Here is a 19,048-nt window from a genome sequence, read left to right on the forward strand (position 1 = left end):
GGATCGTCGTCGACCCGAGGCCCCGCCGTGACCTGCGCGCGCTCGCCCTCTGCCACGCTCCTGACCGTGCCGATACCTCCGATGCCGCCCGTCCAGGTCGTGCGCCCCCCCGAGGAGCAGCGCCGCGCGAAGCGGCTGAAGCGGATCGGCGCGCTCCTGCTCGTCGTCGGGGTGCTGCTGTTCGTCGTCCCCAGCGCGGTCGTCCACGGGCTGTGCGCGTTCGTCCCGTGTTCTCCGCTGAGGCCCGAGGTCGGCTTCTCCCTCACAGAGGACGGCCGGACGGCGGTCGAGACGGGCCGGGCGGCGGCCGTCGACCTGCAGGAGCTCGTCGTGATGTCCGGGGTCGATCCGTCGTGGGGCGAGTCGCCGGTGATCTGGAAGGTCGAACGGACCGGGGACGTCCCGGCGGACTGGTCGGGCGAGATCGTGCTCGGCGAGGTGCCGGTGGGCTTCGACGAGGCTGTGCCGCTGACGGTGCCGCTGACCGACGGCACGGCGGTCGGTGTCTCCAACGGCTGCTACTTCAGCACGGCGCCCGTCCCGGCCGGCCCGGTCCCACCGGGGGTCGTCACGCTGGAGTACGAGCAGCGCCCGACCGACGAGTTCCGAGCGACGAACACCGGGTTCACGCCGTGCGCACCCGAGGACGACCCGTCCAGACCGTGGATCGGAGCCTCGATGCTGCTCGGCCTGGCCCTGGGCGCGGTCGGTCTCGCGTGCGTCATCGTGGCGGGCTACCGGTACGGCCCGACAACCCGACGCCGAGGCGCTGCTTAGGCGCTACGGTCTGGCGGCCTCGCGGAAGCCCGTCCAGCGCAGCTCGGCCGGCAGGTGGCCCATGTCGTTGACGACCACGAGCGCGGGCGGCAGCGCGGGGCGGTACTCGATGACCGTGAGCGCGGCGTTCCCGCTGTTCAGGCCGAGCCACCTCGACGGGGGCGCGTCCATCGCGTGCCGCACGAGCCAGCCGATCTGGAACGCGTGCGTGACCAGGACGAGATGCTCGTCGTCACCCTGCGTCGTGGTCGCGAACCGTTCGACGAGCGCGTCGGCCGTCGCCCGCCCCGACGCGGCCTCGGCGTCGTCGTACCCGTCGAAGAAGCCGAGCAGCGGCCGGGGGATCTCGCTCAGGGGCGGCACGTACGGCACGTGGTCGACCAGCTCGGCGGCCTCCGCCACGGGCACTCCGGGCAGGTGCCGGGCGAGCTCGTGCGCGCTGGCGACGGCGCGCGGCAGGGGCGAGTGCCAGACGGCGTCGACCGGAAGGTGCGCGAGGCGCTCACCGAGCAGGGCCGCCTGACGGCGGCCGGTGTCGGTGAGCATCCCGAAGGCGTCGGCCTCGCCGTGGCGGGCGACGTACAGGTGCCGAGTGCCCATGGCTGTCCTCACGGGTGGGTCGTGACCGTGCCGGCGCTGCCGTCGATCGTGATGGTGGTGGAGTCGTGCAGCGTCGTCGTCGCGCCGGCGATACCGAGGACCGCAGGGATGCGGCGTTCGCGAGCGACGATCGCGGCGTGCGAGAGGATCCCGCCGGTCTCGGTGACGACGCCGGCCGCGAGGTGCAGCAGCGGCGTCCAGCTGGGGTCGGTCCAGGGGCAGACGAGGATGTCGCCCGGGCGGACGCGGGCGAAGTCGTCGGGGCCTCGGACGACCCGCGCGGTGCCGGTCGCGGTGCCACGGCTGCAGGGCGTGCCGACGAGGGTGGTGCCGGAGACGGTGCTCGACCGTCGGACGGGGAGGTCGGCGGTCGTCGGCCGGGCCTGCAGGACCCAGAGGTCACCGTCGACGACCGCCCACTCGACGTCCTGCGCTCCGCCGAGCACGCCTGCGATGCGACGCCCGAGACCGGCGAGCCGTTCCGCGGTGGCATCGTCCAGGGTCGGCCGCCGGCGGTCCGGCTCGGGAACCTCGCTCGTCACCAGGTGCGTGCCCCGCCGGTCGATGCGCCTCACCTTGTCCGCGACCGTGTACGTGACCGACCCGTCCGCGTGCACGCGGTAGGCGTCCGGCGTGACCGTGCCGCCGGCGACGCTCGGACCGAGACCCCAGGACGCCTCGATCGTCGTCACGCCGGCCGGCCCGCCCGGCGCGAACATCACTCCGGCCACCTCGGCGTCCAGGTGGCGTTGCACGAGGACGCCCATCCTCGGCTGCTGGTCGGTGGCCCCCCGGTAGGCCACCGCGCGCGGCGAGTGCAGGGATGCCCAGCAGGTGCGGACCGCGTCGGCGACCCGCTCGGCGCCCTGCACCCCGAGCACGCTCTCGTACTGGCCCGCCGCGGACGCGCGGCCGGTGTCCTCGTCGTCGGCCGAGGACCGCACCGCCACCGGGCCGCCGAGCTCGTCGAGGGCGTCGCGCAGGTCGAGGTCCGTCGCGCGGTCGGCGTCGAGCGGGACGACGAAGCCGTCGGGTACCGGCAGCCCCGCCCGCAGCAGGACGCCGAGCGTGCCCGCCTTGCCCCCGCACGTCCGGCTCACGGCGTCGCGGAGCGGGACGAGCATCGGGGCAACCCTTCGTTGACAACGTTTCGTTGACTATGCACGATGTCGCGCATGGAGAGCAAGGACGACGCCCGCCGCGCAGCCGACGCGGACCAGGCGCAGGCCCAGCGCGAGCACGAGGCGCGGGGGCGCCTGCTCGGCCGGGGAGCCGTCGGGCTCGGTGACCGTCCGTGGCGCCCCGCCCCCGTCCCGCCGTCGGCCGTCGACCTCGTGCAGTACGCACTGTGGCGCTCCGACGACCTGGCCCCGGACGACCTCCTCAGCGCGCTCGCCCTGATGCCCGCCGCCCGCGCCGAGGTCGACGGGCTCGAGGACGGTCTGCTGTTCGTGGCCCGCAGCGCGGGGCTGACCTGGGCGCAGATCGCCGAGGCCATGGGCTTCAGGTCGCGGCAGGCCTGCCAGCAGCACTACGCACGGCTCGCCGCCCGACGAGAGGCGGCGTCGTGACGCAGGCGTCCGCGGTCGACCTGCTCGCGCTGCACGCCGTGCGCATCGTCGGGTTCGCCGGCACCCCCACGATCGCCCGCCGCTTCGACCTCGACCCGGCCGCGACCGAGGAGCTGCTGCGCGACGCCGAGGCGTACGGCTGGGTGCAGCACGCGGAGTTCGCGGACCTCAGGGGCTGGTCCCTGACCGAGCGGGGCCGCGCACAGGACGAGCGCCTGCTGGCGGCCGAGCTCGCTCGGGTCGACGGGCAGGCGGAGGTCCGCGACGTCTACCGCGGCTTCCTCCCGCTGAACACGCGGCTGCAGCGCGCCTGCACCGACTGGCAGCTCCGGCCGACCTCCGACGACCGGCTCGCCACCAACGACCACACGGACGGCGAGTGGGACGCGCGCGTCCTGGACGAGCTCGCCGCAATCGAGCGAGGCCTCACCCCGCTCGCCGACCGGCTCGGGCAGCTCCTCGCGCGGTTCCAGGGGTACGACGGGCGGTTCGCCGTCGCGCGACGCCGCGCCCAGGACGGAGACGGTGGCTGGATCGACCGGACCGACGTCGACTCCTGTCACCGCGTCTGGTTCGAGCTCCACGAGGACCTCGTCGCCACCCTCGGGATCGACCGGCACGCACCTCCGTGACGGTCGCGGCGCGCACCGGTGGGCGGAGCGAGGCCCGCCCGCTCAGCGCGTCCGGTACCGCGCGTAGACCAGTCCGCTGTCGAAGGCACGCTGTTCGACCAGATCGAGGTCGAGCCGCACGTCGTCGGGGAAGAACCGGGTGCCACCGCCGACCACGCTCGTGGTCATGAACAGGGCGTACTCGTCCACCAGCCCGGCCCGGATCGCCTGAGCGGCGAGGTTCGGTCCGTCGACGGACAGGTCGTGGTCGGACTCGGCCTTGAGCCGGCGCACCGTCTCCGGGTCGAAGGACCGTTCGATCCTGGTCCGCTCGCTGGACACCGACTGCAGCGTCGTGGAGTACACGACCTTCTCGGCGGCCTGCCAGTCGCGCGCGTACTGCACGATGTGCGGCGGGGCGTCGGGATCGAGGTGCGCGGTCTCCCAGAAGACCATCGTCTCGTACATGCGCCGGCCGTAGAGGAACGTGCGGACGTCGCGGAAGACGTCGCCGATGAAGGTGTGCACCTCCGGGACCTCGGCCCCCGTGCCGAGGTCGCCCTGCGCCGCCTCGGCATAGCCGTCGAGCGAGGTGATCATCGAGTAGATGAGCCGTCCCATCAGTCCCTCTTCCCGAGTCGCTGCAGCTGTCCCTCGTGCAGGCCCGCCACCCACTCCCAGCCGTCCGCGGCCGACGGGCCGATCCGGGGGTCGTCGGGGGTGCGGCCGTCGCGCAGCGCCTCCAGGTAGGCCCGGTCCTGGTCGATCCGGGCACGGACAGCACCGGCGCCGCCGACGGACCCGTGACCGGGGACGACGACGTCGACGTCGCCCGCTGCGTCCTCGATCAGCCGGAGCGCGGCGAGGTAGTCCCCGATCGGGTCCTCCCCGAACGGGCTGAGCACGGGGATGAGGACGTCGGAGAGCATGTCGCCCGCGACGAGCACACCGCGCTCCTCGATCAGCAGCGCCGCGTGGCCGGGGGCGTGCGCGGAGTGCTCGACGACCCGGACCTCCGGGCCGTCCCAGGGCACGCGCACCGCGTCGGCGGGCAGGCCGGTGATGCGGCCGAACACGTCGTCCAGCGGCACCTGCTCGACGATGTCCTCCGGGATCATCCCCGCGACGAAGGCCCTCCAGTCGGGGTCCGACAACCGCGCGTGGATGGCAGCGGCGCACCGCGCCGTCCCGTAGCGGGGGACGTCGCCGAACCCGCCGTGCCAGAGCAGGTGGTCCCAGTGCGGGTGCGTCGAGAAGCCGACGGCGACCGGCCCGCGCAGGTCAGCCGCGATGCCGGCCAGCTCGTCGGCGAGCACCCCGGGGTCGACGAGCAGGGCGCCCGCCCCACCGTGCACGACGACACCGTTGCTCTGCAGGAACGCGCTCTCGTGGACGAGCACGCCGTCGGCGACCTGTCGGAGCATCAGACGACCTCGCTGATCGCGTAGTGACGGACCGTGACACCCGAGTCGAACGACCGGTGGTCGAGCAGCTCGAGCTCGAGCGGCCGGTAGTAGTCGTCGAACAGCGGCCGGCCGAAGCCGAGGATCGCGGGATGGGTGGTGAGCAGCAGCTCGTCGAGGAGCCCTGCGCGGAGCAGCTGGGTGGCGAGCGTCGCCCCGCCCACCCCGATGGTGCCGTCGGTCTCGGCGCGGAGGGTGGCGAGCTGCTCGATCGCGTCCTCCCCGCCGATGACGCGAGTGTTGTGGTCGGCGCTGTGCCGGGTGCGGGAGACGAGCACCTTGGGCTTGGCGGTCCAGATCTCGCCGTACTCGCGCAGGACGTCCGGGAGCGAGGCGTCGTCGCGGGCTTTCGGCATGTACTCCTCCATGACCTCGTAGAAGACCCGGCCGTGGACGATCATGGCAACCGCCCGCGCCCGCGCGTTCAGCTCGCGGTGCAGCGCCGTGTCGATGCGCAGCCACTCGCCGGCGCCGTTGTCGCCGGGGACCTGCTCGATCCGCAGGTCGAGCGACACGTTCATCGCGTACACGAAGCGGCCCACCGTCTCCCCTTCCCGAGGGAATAGTGATTGCGATCTGCAACCACTATATTGAGGGTGAAACAGGTGTCAAGGAGGAGCCGTGGAACCACGGTCGGGGTGCCCGATCAACGCCGCCGTCGAGGTGCTCGGCGACCGCTGGGCGCTGCTCGTGCTGCGTGACGTCATCTTCGGCGACCGCCGCTACTTCCGCGCGCTGCTCACCGGGTCGATCGAGGGCATCGCGTCCAACATCCTCGCCGACCGTCTCGTCCGGCTCGTCGACGCCGGGATCCTCACCCGCGGCACCGCCGCCCGAGGACAGCGCGCCCGCTACAGCCTCACCGAGGCCGGCATCCGGACGCTCCCGGTCATCGTCGCCCTGGGGGACTGGGGTCTCGACTGGCGCCCGGGCACCGCCGAGCTCCGCGCGCGGCAGGAGCTCCTGCGCGAGGGGGGTCCGGAGTTCGTCGACGAGCTCATGGACGAGCTCCGCGTCCACCACCTCGATGCCCCACCGATCCCGCGCGACGGCCCGAGCCCCCTCGAGCGCCTCGCCGCGTCCGCCGGTTAGCTGCTGCCGGCGATGGTCAGCGGTCCCGCCGAGAGCTCGGCCGCGTCGGCCCGCACCGGTCCGGCGGCCCGCAGCTCGTCCTCCGCCTGCCGCAGCAGGTAGCCGTGGAAGGTCAGCGTGCCGAGGGCGGCGTCGAAGGTCCGCTCGCGCCCGTAGAGGCACCACGGGTTGAGGACGACGAGGTTGCCGGCCTCCTCGTCCGCAGGCGGCTCCATCGAGATCGGGAGCGGCAGCCCGGTCGGCGTCGACGGGACGGGATTGGGCCCGACGAGCAGCCGGCGGTCGAGCGTCACGGGCTCGAAGCTGTCGTTGAGCAGCAGCAGCCGGACGACGATCTGGCCCGGCTCCTCGCTGTCCGCGACCCGGCTCAGGTGGAGTTTCATGCAGCCACAGCCCCCTACACGTCGACGTAGTGCGCGTAATTGACGCCGCCCACAGTCCGGGGGCCGAGGTCGTGGTACCACCCTGCCGACCCGGCGTCCGCGGTGTCGACCGACCCACCGGGCAGGTTGAAGCCGTTGTCCGCGTTGCGGAAGTCCGTGATGGCGCCGTTCCATCTCAGCTCCGCCTCCAGCGCGGCCCTGGCCGCCGCCTCGGTCGCGCCACCGAGGGCGTTCGCCTCGCCCGTCCGCGCAGCGACCCGGGTCTCCAGCGGGACCAGGTGGGAGTCGTGGGCGGTGCGGCTGTGCGTGATGTGGTTCTGCTCGTGGGTGTCGATCCGGGCGGCCGCCGTCGCCGTGATGTAGTACGTGCCGTTCGCCCCGGTGGGCACCCCGAAGAAGTGGCGGCTCACGTTGACCGTGCCGGTTCCGGTGCGCACCCAGGCCGCGGCCGTGCCCGCGTCGCCCGCAGCGCGGGTCACGATCACCGGCGCGACCGCCGTCACGCTCCCGATGCCCGGGGTCGTCCCGCCGTTGCCCCCGGCCCAGTTGACCAGACCGGAGCCCGCCTTTCCCGCATTGACGAAGACCGTCGCCGCGGTCTCGGACACCCACTCCCCGTCGATGAGCCCCTCGTCGTTGACCGGCGCCGGAGCGACGTCCGGACCGGCTGACCCGAAGCTGATCTGCTGCGGGACGAACTCCTCGTCGCCCTGACTGCCCTCGTCCAGCATCGCGTGCGCCGTCCCTCGACGACGGGCCGTTCGCTCCGGGCCGGGTTCTGTGAGCAGACGGGACACCGCGCGGTTGCCTGCACCGAGCAGGGCGGTCTCGTCGGCCTTCGGCTCCGTGGGGGGGTGCTGGTGCGCCCCCGCGCGGCTCCGCCGGACCTCGTGGTCGTTGCCCGGCTCGTCCATGGCCATCCGCATGGTCCGCCCCCTCGCGCCGTCACACCGGCGATCTCCGGATTGTAGGAGCGTCGATCCGGAGCAGACCGCACCGTCCTCATCGGTACCCCAAGAGCACCGGTCACTGCCCGAAGGGGCAGCCGTCGGTCCGGACGAGCGCACGGGCAGCACTCGCGCTCGGGTCAGGACGCCGCTAGTCGGCGAGCTCGCGCAGCGCGGCCGTCCGATCGCTGCGCACGTCACCCGTGTTCACCGTCCCGGCCGGCTCGACCAGCAGCGCGCACACCAGACCGTCGGCCTTCGGGCAGTGCTCGACGCCCTTCGGCACCACGTACACGTCCTGCGGCCCGAGCTCGACGTCGCCGTCGCGCAGCTGGATCGTCAGCCGTCCCGAGACCACCAGGAACAGCTCGTCGGTGTCCGGGTGGCTGTGCCAGACGAACTCCCCGTCGAGCTTGACCACCTTGACGTCGTAGTCGTTCACCGTGGCCAGCCGGTGGGGCTTCCAGGGCTGCGTGATCGTGTCGAGCGCGGCCTGGATGTTGCGCACCGTCGTCATCTCACGATTCTCCGTCGTGCTCAGGCCTGGCGGCGCCGGCGGGCGAGGAGGACGAGGCCGGTACCGACGAGGACCGCGACCGAGGCGAGTGCAGCCCCGCGTGCCTCGCCGGAGGAACCCGTCGCGGCGAGCGCGACCGTCGGCGTCGTGGCGGCGGGGGGTGCGGCGACCTGCGGGGCCGCGGGCGCCGGGGCGGCCGGCACCGCGGGTGCGGGTGCGGCCGCCTGCGCGTCGAGCGCCCGCGCCGCGAACTGGCCGGTGAGCAGGAAGTCGCGTAGCTCGGCGGGCGTGCCGGCCAGCGCTGCCTGCGCCGCCGCGTCGAGCGCCGAGCCGCTGTTGTTCACGCCACCGGTCAGCATCGTCGCAGCCATCAGCCTGTCGTCGGCGAACTGCGCCCGGGCGAAGCCGGTGGTGAGGAACGCCGACCACACGGCGGGGTCGCTGCTGGCCAGAGCCGTCTGCGCACCGGCCGTGACCGCGGGGCCGGTCGCCGCGGCGAGGATGCGCGTCAGCCGCAGGCGCTCATCGGCGTGCCACGCGGCCAGGTAGCCCCCGTCGACGAAGGCGCGCAGCTCGACATCGGTCCCTGCCAGCGCGTCCGTCGCCGCCTGACGCGTCGCCGGGCCGTCGGTGGACGTCGCGAGGACCTCCGCCCAGGCCCGGTACTCCCCGTCCGTGGTCCCGTGAAAACCCGCCTCGACGAACGCGCGGAGATCAGCGACGGGGTCCGCCGCCGCGGCGACCGCACCCGCTCCCAGACCCACCACCGACAGCACCACGGCCAGGCCGAGCGCGCGCAACAACGTCCGCATCACTACCACTCCTTGTCATCCACCCGGTCGGGTTCGGCGGTACGGCGTCCGCGCGCGACGGGTGAAGCCCCGCCAGACCGTATCGCCTCGGCGGCCCCAGTGAGGCCGGTTCGGGGGCTCGGTAGCATGCGCCGCATGCCCATCACGCTCGAGAACGTCGGCATCGCTGTCCGTGACCTCGAGGCGACGATCGCGTTCTTCACCGACCTGGGTCTGACGGTCGTCGGCCGCGACACCGTCAGCGGTGAGTGGACCGACACCGCCGTCGGCCTGGACGGCAACCACGCCAAGATCGCGATGCTGCAGACACCCGACGGCCACGGTCGCCTGGAGCTCTTCGAGTACCTCCACCCCGACGCGATCGAGACGGAGCCCACCCGTCCGAACGAGATCGGCATGCACCGGGTCGCCTTCTCCGTCGACGACCTCGACGCGGCCCTGGAGATCGCCGCGCGGCACGGCTGCCATCCGCTGCGCGGCGTAGCGACCTACGAGGACGTCTACCGGCTCACCTACCTCCGCGGGCCCAGCGGGATCCTCGTCATGCTCGCCGAGGAGCTGACGAAGGACTAGACCGACGCAGGCCAGCGCCGCCGGCGCCACTCGTCCCAGGTGGCACAGCCCGCGGGTGGGTGGTCCACCGGTTCGGTGCCGTCGAGCTCGCCCGGGGTGGGGACCTGGAAGACGGCCGCCCACCGTGCGAGCTCCTCGTCGGACATGTGCCACGTCGTGTGCGGCTCCTCGGCCTGACGCTGGTCGAGCCGTCGGCGCTGCACCTCCGCCGTGAGGGCGGAGTAGCGCAGCTCCACCCGCGCACCGCGGTCGGCCGCTGCCTGCCGAAGAGCGGAGCGCTCGTCCCGACCCCACAGGCCGAAGTCGAGGACCACGTTGACGCCGAGCTCGAGCGTGCGCAGCGCGATCGCGACGAGCCGGCCCTCGATCACGTCCGAGGCCGACCGCGGGTTCGCCTGCCCGTAGAGCGCCTTGACCCACTCGTCCTTCGTCAGGCGGAGCGCGTCCTGCTCGACCTCGATGCGCCGGGCCTCGGTGGTCTTCCCGGTTCCCGGCAGGCCGACCGTGAGGAACAGCGTCGGTCGGGTCGACATCACTTCTCCCTTCACGCGATGACGGCATCATCGCTCAGCGCACGCGCAGCACCTGGCCCAGCCGCTCGCGCCGGCGGGCGGAGGACTCGACGGTGACGACGACCAGCACGGCCGCGCCGACGAGCCCGACCGGCACCACCGTCCACCACGGCAGCACCACCCCGGGATCGGCCGCCTGCCCGGTGACGAGCCGCAGCGCGAGGGGCGCGACGAGCGCGCCGACCAGGACCGTGCCGAGCAGGACGCCGCCCACCGCAGCGACCAGGATCGACGGCAGGAGCTCACCGGCCGCGACCCGTGTCGTGGCCCGGTGGCGCAGGCCGAGCACCCGGGCGGTGGCGAGCGACGTGGCACGCCCCGGAGCGGAGGCCGCTGCGGCCAGGACCACGATGATCGTCGCGTACCCGGCGCACAGCGCTGCGACGAGGCCGAGGAGGGTCAGCAGCCCCCCGGCCAGCGGGTCGGCCCTGCGATCCGTCAGCCACTGTGCGCGGGCCAGCACGTTCCCCCGGACAGCCGATGCGGCCGCGTCGGCCGTGGCGGGGGCGTCCGGGCCGACCGCCCACACCGTGTCCGGACCCACCTCCGGCTGCTCCGTGCCCACCCGCGCCGAACCGGTCCGCTCGGCTCGCGCGGCGACGAGGGCCTGGACGACGGCCGTGAGGGCCGCGCGGTCCACGACGATCGTGGGTCCGGCCGGTGCGCCGTCGGCCTGTTGCGCCGGCAGCGCGGGGACCTGGCCCACGGGCTCGAGCTCGATCATCACGTTGCCCCAGCGCAGCGACGGCCGGGTGCCCAGCAGAGGCTCGGGGACCAGGGCGGGCAGTGCTCCCGGAGCGGCGCCGGCGGCCGCGGGGGCGGAGGCGTCGCTCAGCAGCGCGAACGCCGGTGAGGCCCCGAACGGCGTGCGAGCGAGCAGCGTCCCGTAGGACCCCGGGTCGACCGCGAGCACGCGCACGGCGTCGACGCCCCGCACGTCGAAGAGCTCGCTGCGGTCCTGCACCCGGCCGATCGCGACGGCGTCGACACCGTCGGCGTCGGCCAGCCGGTCGGCGACGTCCTGCAGCGACGCGTCGGGCAACGTCGTGCGCACCACGACATCGGCCCCGACCGTGTCCCACGAGCCCTCCGCCTGACCGGCGCGCGCGGTGCTGGCCAGGGCACCGCACAGCGCCACGAGCGTCGTGACCACGACGAGAGCGACGAACGGCAGCACGGCCCCCGTGGCACCGGCTCGCGCGACGGCGAGGAGCGGGGCCGCCTTGCGGGACCGGCGCGCGGCACGCAGCGCACCACGCAGCAGCACCGGCACCGCGCGCCACAGCAGCAGTGCACCCGCCGCCGCGACGAGCACGGGCGCGGCCGCGAGCGCCAGGTCGGCGGGGCCGGAGATCGACACGACGCCGCGACGGCGCAGTGCGACCAGCGCGGCCGCCGCGAGCACGAGCAGCGCGGCCTCGATCGACAGCCTCCGCACCGAGCGCACGCGCTGCGCGAGCCGCCGGCGGTGCCGGTCGGTCGGGACCCGGCGGGCGTCGCTGCGCGCGGCCGTCACCGTCGCGAACGCGGGGGGCGCGACGACTCCCACCGCCACGACGACGACCCAGGGCCACGACAGCGCGCCCGGCGCCGCGAGCTGGCCGAGCGTCAGGCCCACCGCTGCCCCCACGCCGACGACCACCGCCGCCTCGGCGCCGGCCCCCGCAGCGATGCCGGGCAGGGAGGCTCCGCGGGCGCGCACCGTGCGCAGCGCGGCCGACCGGCGGCGCGCGAGGAGGTCGGCCGCGACCAGGAGCACCAGCCCCGTGCCCCACGCCAGCCCGGCGAGCACTACCGTGGCCTGCGACCACGTCGCCGCCACGCGTGCGCCCACCTGCGTGAGCACGAGGTCGAGCCGGGACGTGACCCTCGCGCCCGGCCCGGGAGCCAGCACCAGCACCGGCGACGCCTCCAGGGCGGCGACCTGCGTGGCCAGGGCGCCGGACCCGGCGTAGTCCAGCGCCTGCGGCTCCACCGGGAACCGGAACGTGCGGGTCACACCGTCGGGCTCGAGCGCGGCGCGGGCTGCGGGGAGCGACGCCGCGGACAGCAGTCCACCCACGACCGTCGTCGGAGCGTTGCGCTGCCCCACCACCCTCGGCCGCAGGATCTCCGGCCGCGCCGTCCACACGCGGTCCGTCGCGTCCGTCGCGTCGAACACGCCCGTGACGAGCACGGGGACGAACGTGCGGTCGGCCTTCATGGCCTGGAAGGTGTCACCGGCACCGATGCCCAGGACCCCGGCCACCTCGCTGGAGAGGCCGAGCTGCACGGCGCCGTCCGGCCCGGGCTGGCCGGGCGCGCTCCCCGCGAGCCACCGGACGGACGGCTCCTGCCCCGCCCAGAGGTAGCTCATCCACAGGACGCCTCCCGTCGGCAGCCCGGGCGTGCTGAGCGTCAGGTCGGTGCCGGTGGCGTCGGCGATCGGCGGCCCCAGCACGGGTTGCAGCGAGGGCGGCAGGAAGCTGTCGATCCCCTGCGCCGCATCGTCCACGCCGGCCCTGGTGTCCCCGGCACCGACCGTCGGGTCCGACGCGCCGGGGCCGTACATGCTGGTGACGACGAGGTCGGCGGGCGGATCAGCGGCCGCGACGGCGGCCCGGACGGCGGTGTCGGCACGGCTGCTCAGCAACCGGGGCACCGCGTCGGTGACGCCGACCGTGAGCGCCACGACGAGCACGGTGACGGCCAGCGGCCACAGGTCGGCGCGCGCCCGACGCCACGCGGCTCTCATGCGCCCGGCTCCATCCGCAGCCGGGCGATCGTCGAGCGACGCACGGCGCGGGCGGCGAGGGGGACGACCACCGCGGCGCACCCGAGGAGCAGCAGGAGGACCGTCGCCACCTGCGCCTGCCACGGCCAGCTCACCGCCACGGCCGGCACGGGACGCAGGCCCTGCGCGGAGACCGTCAGGAGGGGGCCGATGGTCCAGCACGCGAGTACTCCCAGCAGGCCACCGGCGAGCACCGGCACCCCGAGGAGCACGGCCTGCTCGGCGAGGACGGACCGCAGCACCGAGCGCCGCAGCGCGCCCAAGCCGCGCAGGCGGGCCACGTCGACCTCGCGCGCCTCGAGGGAGGTCGAGGTGTGCAGCGCGGTCCCGACGAACGTGAGCACGACGGCGGCGACCACCAGCAGGGCCGCCGCGGCCCGCTGCGCCGCACGCAGGGGACCGTCCGCGCTCTCGCGCGCCACGGCTGTGCGGTCGGTGACCGGGCCGATCCCCTCGGCCTCCAGCGTCGCGGCAGCATCGACCGGCACGGTGCCGCCGACCCACCACGCGTCGGTCAGGGTGTCGAGGTTCCCCTGGCTGAGAGTGGCGCGGGACAACGTGTCCACGTCGGCCAGCAGCGCCGCCGCACGAGGCTGCGAGGGGATGTAGTCCGCGATGCCGCCGACCTTCGCGTGCACCGGCGTCACCCCGAGGGAGAGGTCCACGCCGTCGCCGACCGCGAGCCCGAGCTCGTCCGCCAGCCGCGCCGAGACCACCACGGGCACGTCGTCGACGGGCTCGAACGCGAGCGCCGTCAGGGTGCCCTCGGACCAGAACAGCCCCGGCAGGTAGGCGGTGCCGTCGAGCGTCAGCCGGGCACCCTCGGGCGCGTCGACGGCCGCGATGCGGTCGAGTGCGGCCACGACGTACTCGCTGCTCGGCGGCCGCGCCGGGGACCACGTGCCGCCGGGCGCCAGGGTCGCGCCGCGCAGCGTCACGTCGAGGTCGAACGCCGCCTCGCTCAGCAGGTCGGGGTCGTCGGCGTCGCCCGCGGCCGAGAGCCGGGTGTCCACGGCCACCACCCGGACGTCGGGCGGGACGGCGACGGCGAGGTCGTGCGGGGTGCCGTCGAGCACGACGGCTCCCGCGGGCAGCGCCGCGCGCGCGCCGTCGCTGTCCTGCACGACGAGGCTGAGCGTGGCCGTCATCGGCACGTCGTCCGCGACGTGCCCCGTCACCACCAGTGCGGCGCTCGTGCCGGGGAGTCGTATCCCTCCGACTGAACCCGCGGGGGCGAGGACCGACGTGGCGTCTGCCCAGCCACCCGACGGCAGCCGGCCGCGCAGCAGCCCGTCGGCGTCCCGCGTGTCGACCGCGACGAGCTGCACGGCCGAGTCGCCGCCCTGCGCTCGCGAGCCGAGCGTGACGGGCCGGCTGGTGACCGGGCTGACCCGGCCGCTCGTGGCCGCCCGCAACGCCGCGCCCGCGCCGAGGGCGTCCAGCTGCGCGGGGACCGACAGGTCGGTACCGACCGTGGCAGCGGCCTGGTCGCGCTGGGACTGCGTCCACGTCGCAGCGAAGCCGATGCCGAACGTCGCGCACGCCGTCGCCAGGACCACCAGGAACGCCGCCGCTGCGCCCTGCGGGCGACGTGCCACCCCCCAGGCCGCGAGCGGCAGGGTCAGCGAGCGTGACGACGCGGCACGCGCCTCGACGCTCCGGGCGAGCAGGGGGAGCGGGCGCAGGACGAGGGCCGCTCCCGCCATCAAGCACAGAACCGGGGCCACGACCAGCACCGGGTCCGCCGTGCTGCCGCTCGTCACGAGGTGGGCACGCAGCTGCAGGTAGGCGATGCCCGCCAGGGCGAGGAGCAGCAGGTCCGCACCGGAGCGCGCCACCACGCCGACCCGGTCCTCACGGGTGCCCCGGGGCGTGCCGGTGCGCAGCCAGGGCAGCACGAGAAGACCGCCGAGCGTGACGGTGACGGCGGCGACGCTCACGACGAGCGGGAGCAGACCGCCCTCGGGGGTGCCCTGCGGATCGAGGCCGACGGCGCCCGCCAGCACCTGGTACAGCGCGAGGGCCAGCACCGTGGCCGGGGCGATCGCCAGGAGTGCGAGGGCGCCCGCCTCGACGGCAGCCTGGCCGACCAGGCGCCCCCGCGCCGTCCCGCGCGCGGTGAGCAGCGCCGCCTCGGCCGCGCGCCGGCCGGCGACCAGTCGCGCCGCGAGCACCACCGTGGTCGCCGCCAGCGCGCCGCCCAGCAGCGCCACGGCGAGCACGCCGGAGCTGGTCACCCCGCGCTGGTCCCGTGCGGCGTGCAGCGTGCGCGCGAACGGCAGGTCCACCACCAGGTTCTGCGTCCGGTCACCGAGCGCGCTGCCCAGCTCCCCGTCCAGTGCGTCGACCCCCGCCCCGGCCCGGGTGAGGTCGGCGGCGGTCGCATCCGTCAGGTCGGGCTGCACCCGCAGGGCGACCCGGCGCAACGGGATGCCACTCGCGGCGAGCTCACCGGGTGCGACGACGAACGGGCCGTAGGCGGTGATGTACCCGCGGTAGTTCAGGCCCACGCCGGTCCCTTCGAGAGGGTCCTCCCCCCACGCCGGGCTGGGTCGGGGCACGAACGTCCCGACGACCGTCAGCCCGGTGCCCCCGCCGTCCAGGCTCCCGGCGAGGGTGGTCGCGCTGCCGACGTCGAGACCGAGCGCCCGTGCCGCCGACGTGGGCAGCGCGGCCTCGCCCGGCGCGTCGGGCCAGCGCCCCGCGACGAGCGTCCCGCGGGCGTCGTCGTCGTCGAGCTCGGCGAGGTACGCCAGGCTCAGCGGCCGTCCGTCGGGCGGCAGGTACCGCATGACGGTGGAGATCCACGTGGTCGTCGTCGTCGGGAGGTCCCCGAACGGCTCGACGAGCATCGCCGACGCCTCGGCCACGGCTCCCGAGGCGTCCCGCGCGGTCGCCGCGACGCGCTCGCTCACCTCCGGGTCGTCGGTGTCCTCCGGGAAGCCGAGCGCGACGCCGACCTCGACGTCGGCCACCGGGGTGCGGACGATCGCCAGCTGCAGCGCCCGCTGCGGGGAGGCCGTCATGAGCAGCACGCACGCCCCGACCAGCGCCGCGCCGGCGATCATCACCGTCAGCACCGCCACCAGCACGGCGACCTGGGCGCGGGCCCGTCGCCACACGAGCTCAGCCACGCTCGGCAGCCCCGACCAGCCGGCCGTCCACCACGCGCACCGCGCGGTCCGCGAGCGCGATCATCACGGGGTCGTGCGTGGCGACCAGCGCCGTCATCCCCTCCGCCTCGACGACGCCGCGGATCAGCGCCATCACGGAGAGGCCGGTCTCGCTGTCGAGCTGACCGGTGGGCTCGTCGGCGACCAGCAGGCGGGGGGACCCGGCCAGTGCCCGCGCGATGGCGACCCGCTGCTGCTGGCCGCCGGACAGCTCGTCGGGGCGCTGCAGCGCGTGCGGGGTCAGGCCGACGAGCTCGAGGAGCATCTCGACGCGGCGCTCGCGCTCGGCCACCGGTGCCTCGCGCAGCCGCATCGGGACACCGACGTTCTCGGCCGCCGTCAGGACGGGCATCAGACCGAACGTCTGGAACACGAACGCGACCTTGTCCCGGCGCAGGAGGGCCTGGTCGTCGTCGCTGAGCGCGGCCACGTCGATGCCGTCGACCAGCACGCTGCCCTCGTCCGGGCGGTCGAGCCCGCCGACGACGTTGAGCAGCGTCGTCTTGCCCGACCCCGACCGTCCGACGAGCGCCACGAGCTCGCCCGGCTCCACGTCGAGGTCGACGCCGCGCAGGGCGTGCACCGCGGACGGACCGCTGCCGAAGGTGCGGTGCACGTCCCTGACGTGCACCGCCGCGCCGAGGCCGGCGCTCACCGTTGACTGCCGTCAGGCCACACGGCCAGATGGTCGGCCTCGAGCGCGAGGCGGACCCGGCGGGTCATCGCGAGCGCCTCGCGGTACTCCCGCGGCACCTGCAGCCGCCCGGCCCGGTCCATCACGGCGTACTCCTCGTGCGTGACGTCGCCGCCCGCGTCCCGGCGCAGCACCTCGCTGCTCGTGCGCCCGTCCCTGATCGCGACGGTGCGCTCGACCAGCCCGCTGACGGCTGGGTCGTGCGTGACCACGACGACGGTGGTCCCGGACTCCCGGTTCACCGTGCGCAACGCGTCGAACACCTCCCGTGCCGTGGCGGTGTCGAGCTCGCCCGTCGGCTCGTCGGCCAGCAGCAGCTGGGGCTCGTTGGCCAGTGCGGTCGCGATGGCGACGCGCTGCTGCTCACCGCCGGACATCTCCTGCGGCTGCCGGTCGGCGACGTGCCCGACGCCGACCAGGTCGAGCAGCTCCCCCGCGCGCGCAGCCCGGTGCCGGCGGGGCCCGGTCATGGGCAGCGCGACGTTCTGCCGGGACGTCAGGTACGGCAGCAGGTTGCGCGAGGTCTGCTGCCACACGAACCCGACCATCTGGCGGCGGTACGCGACCCGCTCCTTGGCGTGCATCGCCATGAGGTCCCAGCGACCGACCCGCACCCGGCCCGCCGTCGGTGCGTCCATCCCGGAGAGCACCGCGAGCAGCGTCGACTTGCCCGAGCCGCTCGCTCCGACGACCGCCACCATCTCGCCCTCGTCGACGAGCAGGTCCAGCCCCTGGAGTGCCTGTACCTCGACGCTGCCCGACTGGAAGATGCGCACCAGGTTGTCGCAGGCGACCAGGGCGTCGTGACCGAACTGCTTGGCCGGCTTGGCGCCACCGCCCAGGGCCTGGAGCGTGCTGTCCGACACCTGCGTGCTCCCTCCGTCGGGCGACCGTCCCCCCGCAGGCTAGGCCGGTCCCCGCCGCCCCGAGCCAGAAACCGCACCGCGAGCTCCGATTCACCTCACGGACAGGACCAAGGACCTACGGACAGCCCCGCGCCCGACAGAACACTGGAGACATGGACACCCCACGAGCGCGCCGCTTCAACCCCGCCCCTGGCTGGCCTGCCGCCCCCGAAGGGTGGAGCCCTGAGCCGGGCTGGAAGCCGGACCCGAGCTGGCCGGCCGCGCCTCCCGGGTGGCAGCTCTGGCTCGACGACGCGAGCACGACCCCGGACCAGCCGGTCGACCTGGCGCAGGGCGCCGCTCAGCCGCCCCGGGACGCCGCGAGCGCGTCGGAGCGGTCCTGGTACAAGAAGAAGCGCTTCATCATCCCGATCGGCCTTGCAGTGCTGATCGGCATCATCGGATCGCAGAGTGACGGCAACGAGCCGGCCAGTGAAGCGGCCGCACCGGCAGCTGCGGAGCAGGTGGAGGAGAAGGCCGCACCCGAGGGGCCCTCTGCCGAGGAGCTCGCCGCTGAGGAGGAGGCGGAGCGGGTCGCCGCCGAGCAGAAGGCTGCGGAGGATGCCGCCGAGGCCGAGGCCGAGCGGGTCGCCGCCGAGGCGGAGGCCGCTGCTGCTGCCGCTGCCGAGGCCGCCAAGGGCACCGTCTCCCAGCAGAACGCGTACAGGTCGGCCGAGTCCTACCTGAGCTTCTCGGACTTCTCGCGGTCAGGGCTGCTGGGCCAGCTGGAGTACGAGGCCTTCCCCGCCGCGGACGCCGAGTTCGCCGTCGCCCGCCTGGAGGCCGAGGGCGGCGTGGACTGGAACGCCGAGGCCGCCGGCTCGGCCAAGTCCTACCTCGAGTTCTCGTCCTTCTCGCGCCAGGGCCTGGTCGACCAGCTGGCGTACGAAGGCTTCACCCCCGAGCAGGCCGAGTTCGGCGTGAGCCAGACGGGCCTCTAGGCCGCGGCGACCGACCTCTTGAAGGAGCACCGGTGAGCAACGACACCACGCGCACCTCAACGTCCGTCCCCACCGCAGTGCACGACGTCGTCCCGACGCCCGCTCCGCGGAGGCGCACGTTTCCCACCTGGGCCCGCTACGCGACGGTCGCCATCGGTTCCTGGACGATCGGCGCAGTGATGCTGGCAGGAGCCAACGGCACCCCGACCGCCGCCGAGCCGCTGCCCGCCGTCACCGTCACGGCCCCGGCCGCGGACGTCGACGTGACGACGACGCCGGAGTACAAGGCGCTCGCTGGTCAGGTCGACACGCTCACGCAGGAACTGGACGACGTGAAGTCAGCGGCAGCAGCGGCACCCGCACCTGCAGCGGCGGCACCGGCACCGGCACCCGCAGAGGCAGCACCGACGACCTTCACGATGCCGGCTCTCGTCGGCGTCAACCTGCAGCTCGCGCAGGACACGCTCCAGGCCGCGGGCTCCTACCTCGTGGACCAGACCGATGCGTCGGGCCTGTCCCGCGTCCAGATCAACGACTCCAACTGGCGGGTCTGCACCCAGGACCCCGCTCCGGGTGCAGTCGTCGCCACCGACGCCCTGGTGACCCTGGGCTCGGTCAAGCTCAGCGAGACGTGCCCGTAGCGG

Annotated in this window: 21 protein-coding genes; 7 read left to right on the top strand and 14 right to left on the bottom strand. The window is 74.5% G+C overall.

Going from position 1 to position 19,048, the window contains the following annotated elements:
- Positions 1–81: 81 nt before the first annotated feature.
- A complete protein-coding gene (locus ASD16_RS17300; protein ID WP_055920316.1) occupies positions 82–777 on the top strand; it encodes a hypothetical protein in 696 nt (231 codons plus the stop codon).
- A 3-nt stretch (positions 778–780) separates the two neighbouring features.
- Here ASD16_RS17300 and ASD16_RS17305 read toward each other — a convergent pair whose 3' ends face one another.
- On the bottom strand, positions 781–1,377 hold the full coding sequence (locus ASD16_RS17305; protein WP_055920319.1) for a histidine phosphatase family protein: 597 nt from the start codon (positions 1,375–1,377) through the stop codon (positions 781–783).
- Positions 1,378–1,385: 8 nt separating this feature from the next.
- Complete coding sequence (locus ASD16_RS17310) at positions 1,386–2,501, bottom strand: PEP/pyruvate-binding domain-containing protein (RefSeq protein ID WP_055920322.1); 1,116 nt, start codon at positions 2,499–2,501, stop codon at positions 1,386–1,388.
- A 51-nt stretch (positions 2,502–2,552) separates the two neighbouring features.
- Between ASD16_RS17310 and ASD16_RS17315 the strand changes: the two genes are divergently transcribed.
- Positions 2,553–2,948, top strand: coding sequence for a DNA-binding protein (locus ASD16_RS17315; protein WP_055920325.1), 396 nt, complete (start codon positions 2,553–2,555; stop codon positions 2,946–2,948).
- Positions 2,945–3,580 (top strand): hypothetical protein, encoded by a 636-nt coding sequence (locus ASD16_RS17320; RefSeq protein WP_055920328.1) that lies wholly within the window; start codon positions 2,945–2,947, stop codon positions 3,578–3,580. Before ASD16_RS17315 ends, ASD16_RS17320 begins: the two co-directional genes overlap by 4 nt.
- Positions 3,581–3,622: 42 nt before the next feature.
- Here ASD16_RS17320 and ASD16_RS17325 read toward each other — a convergent pair whose 3' ends face one another.
- From ASD16_RS17325 to ASD16_RS17335, 3 genes are read right to left on the bottom strand one after another with little or no spacing between them, the layout of a single operon-like run.
- Entirely contained in the window at positions 3,623–4,180 is a 558-nt protein-coding gene (locus ASD16_RS17325) for a dihydrofolate reductase family protein (protein WP_055920331.1), read from the bottom strand.
- A complete protein-coding gene (locus ASD16_RS17330; RefSeq protein ID WP_055920336.1) occupies positions 4,180–4,983 on the bottom strand; it encodes an MBL fold metallo-hydrolase in 804 nt (267 codons plus the stop codon). Before ASD16_RS17330 ends, ASD16_RS17325 begins: the two co-directional genes overlap by 1 nt.
- Positions 4,983–5,564: a dihydrofolate reductase family protein gene (locus tag ASD16_RS17335; protein ID WP_082570931.1), complete on the bottom strand. Its 582-nt coding sequence runs from the start codon at positions 5,562–5,564 to the stop codon at positions 4,983–4,985. Before ASD16_RS17335 ends, ASD16_RS17330 begins: the two co-directional genes overlap by 1 nt.
- 79 nt (positions 5,565–5,643) lie before the next feature.
- Here ASD16_RS17335 and ASD16_RS17340 point away from each other — a divergent pair, with 79 nt between their 5' ends.
- Entirely contained in the window at positions 5,644–6,114 is a 471-nt protein-coding gene (locus ASD16_RS17340; protein ID WP_055920340.1) for a helix-turn-helix domain-containing protein, read from the top strand.
- Here the strand turns inward: ASD16_RS17340 and ASD16_RS21840 are convergent.
- The 4 genes from ASD16_RS21840 to ASD16_RS17360 all read right to left on the bottom strand — a co-directional run bounded on the left by ASD16_RS21840 (position 6,111) and on the right by ASD16_RS17360 (position 8,773).
- Positions 6,111–6,497: a hypothetical protein gene (locus ASD16_RS21840; protein ID WP_055920341.1), complete on the bottom strand. Its 387-nt coding sequence runs from the start codon at positions 6,495–6,497 to the stop codon at positions 6,111–6,113. The genes ASD16_RS17340 and ASD16_RS21840 overlap by 4 nt on opposite strands.
- A gap of 14 nt (positions 6,498–6,511) precedes the next feature.
- Entirely contained in the window at positions 6,512–7,417 is a 906-nt protein-coding gene (locus ASD16_RS17350; protein ID WP_055920346.1) for a hypothetical protein, read from the bottom strand.
- 178 nt (positions 7,418–7,595) lie between these two features.
- A complete protein-coding gene (locus tag ASD16_RS17355; RefSeq protein WP_055920349.1) occupies positions 7,596–7,961 on the bottom strand; it encodes a cupin domain-containing protein in 366 nt (121 codons plus the stop codon).
- Between the two features lie 20 nt (positions 7,962–7,981).
- Positions 7,982–8,773, bottom strand: coding sequence for an ALF repeat-containing protein (locus ASD16_RS17360; protein WP_157453985.1), 792 nt, complete (start codon positions 8,771–8,773; stop codon positions 7,982–7,984).
- Positions 8,774–8,908: 135 nt separating this feature from the next.
- Here ASD16_RS17360 and ASD16_RS17365 point away from each other — a divergent pair, with 135 nt between their 5' ends.
- Positions 8,909–9,346 (top strand): VOC family protein, encoded by a 438-nt coding sequence (locus ASD16_RS17365; protein ID WP_055920355.1) that lies wholly within the window; start codon positions 8,909–8,911, stop codon positions 9,344–9,346.
- Here the strand turns inward: ASD16_RS17365 and ASD16_RS17370 are convergent.
- Genes ASD16_RS17370 through ASD16_RS17390 form a run of 5 tightly spaced genes read right to left on the bottom strand, consistent with a single transcriptional unit; the run spans position 9,343 to position 17,424 of the window.
- Positions 9,343–9,879 (bottom strand): ATP-binding protein, encoded by a 537-nt coding sequence (locus ASD16_RS17370; protein WP_055920358.1) that lies wholly within the window; start codon positions 9,877–9,879, stop codon positions 9,343–9,345. The genes ASD16_RS17365 and ASD16_RS17370 overlap by 4 nt on opposite strands.
- A gap of 34 nt (positions 9,880–9,913) precedes the next feature.
- Positions 9,914–12,652, bottom strand: coding sequence for an FtsX-like permease family protein (locus ASD16_RS21845; RefSeq protein WP_055920362.1), 2,739 nt, complete (start codon positions 12,650–12,652; stop codon positions 9,914–9,916).
- A complete protein-coding gene (locus tag ASD16_RS17380; protein WP_055920365.1) occupies positions 12,649–15,825 on the bottom strand; it encodes an FtsX-like permease family protein in 3,177 nt (1,058 codons plus the stop codon). Before ASD16_RS17380 ends, ASD16_RS21845 begins: the two co-directional genes overlap by 4 nt.
- Complete coding sequence (locus ASD16_RS17385; protein ID WP_055920368.1) at positions 15,818–16,519, bottom strand: ABC transporter ATP-binding protein; 702 nt, start codon at positions 16,517–16,519, stop codon at positions 15,818–15,820. The genes ASD16_RS17380 and ASD16_RS17385 overlap by 8 nt, the downstream gene beginning before the upstream one ends.
- Positions 16,516–17,424 (bottom strand): ABC transporter ATP-binding protein, encoded by a 909-nt coding sequence (locus tag ASD16_RS17390; RefSeq protein WP_082570936.1) that lies wholly within the window; start codon positions 17,422–17,424, stop codon positions 16,516–16,518. The genes ASD16_RS17385 and ASD16_RS17390 overlap by 4 nt, the downstream gene beginning before the upstream one ends.
- A gap of 152 nt (positions 17,425–17,576) precedes the next feature.
- Between ASD16_RS17390 and ASD16_RS17395 the strand changes: the two genes are divergently transcribed.
- Both ASD16_RS17395 and ASD16_RS17400 read left to right on the top strand, forming a co-directional pair.
- Entirely contained in the window at positions 17,577–18,404 is an 828-nt protein-coding gene (locus ASD16_RS17395) for an Ltp family lipoprotein (RefSeq protein ID WP_055920371.1), read from the top strand.
- A 32-nt stretch (positions 18,405–18,436) separates the two neighbouring features.
- On the top strand, positions 18,437–19,045 hold the full coding sequence (locus ASD16_RS17400) for a hypothetical protein (protein ID WP_055920374.1): 609 nt from the start codon (positions 18,437–18,439) through the stop codon (positions 19,043–19,045).
- Positions 19,046–19,048: the final 3 nt, after the last annotated feature.

Source organism: Cellulomonas sp. Root485 (assembly GCF_001426705.1).
Classification (GTDB): Bacteria; Actinomycetota; Actinomycetes; order Actinomycetales; family Cellulomonadaceae; genus Cellulomonas.

Bases quoted from the DNA above. Each gene is read 5' to 3' on its own strand.
- ASD16_RS17300 (WP_055920316.1), top strand. From the start codon at position 82: ATGCCGCCCGTCCAGGTCGTGCGCCCCCCCGAGGAGCAGCGCCGCGCG.
- ASD16_RS17305 (WP_055920319.1), bottom strand. From the start codon at position 1,377: ATGGGCACTCGGCACCTGTACGTCGCCCGCCACGGCGAGGCCGACGCC.
- ASD16_RS17310 (WP_055920322.1), bottom strand. From the start codon at position 2,501: ATGCTCGTCCCGCTCCGCGACGCCGTGAGCCGGACGTGCGGGGGCAAG.
- ASD16_RS17315 (WP_055920325.1), top strand. From the start codon at position 2,553: ATGGAGAGCAAGGACGACGCCCGCCGCGCAGCCGACGCGGACCAGGCG.
- ASD16_RS17325 (WP_055920331.1), bottom strand. From the start codon at position 4,180: ATGGGACGGCTCATCTACTCGATGATCACCTCGCTCGACGGCTATGCC.
- ASD16_RS17330 (WP_055920336.1), bottom strand. From the start codon at position 4,983: ATGCTCCGACAGGTCGCCGACGGCGTGCTCGTCCACGAGAGCGCGTTC.
- ASD16_RS21840 (WP_055920341.1), bottom strand. From the start codon at position 6,497: ATGAAACTCCACCTGAGCCGGGTCGCGGACAGCGAGGAGCCGGGCCAG.
- ASD16_RS17350 (WP_055920346.1), bottom strand. From the start codon at position 7,417: ATGGCCATGGACGAGCCGGGCAACGACCACGAGGTCCGGCGGAGCCGC.
- ASD16_RS17355 (WP_055920349.1), bottom strand. From the start codon at position 7,961: ATGACGACGGTGCGCAACATCCAGGCCGCGCTCGACACGATCACGCAG.
- ASD16_RS17360 (WP_157453985.1), bottom strand. From the start codon at position 8,773: ATGCGGACGTTGTTGCGCGCGCTCGGCCTGGCCGTGGTGCTGTCGGTG.
- ASD16_RS17365 (WP_055920355.1), top strand. From the start codon at position 8,909: ATGCCCATCACGCTCGAGAACGTCGGCATCGCTGTCCGTGACCTCGAG.
- ASD16_RS17370 (WP_055920358.1), bottom strand. From the start codon at position 9,879: ATGTCGACCCGACCGACGCTGTTCCTCACGGTCGGCCTGCCGGGAACC.
- ASD16_RS21845 (WP_055920362.1), bottom strand. From the start codon at position 12,652: ATGAGAGCCGCGTGGCGTCGGGCGCGCGCCGACCTGTGGCCGCTGGCC.
- ASD16_RS17395 (WP_055920371.1), top strand. From the start codon at position 17,577: ATGGACACCCCACGAGCGCGCCGCTTCAACCCCGCCCCTGGCTGGCCT.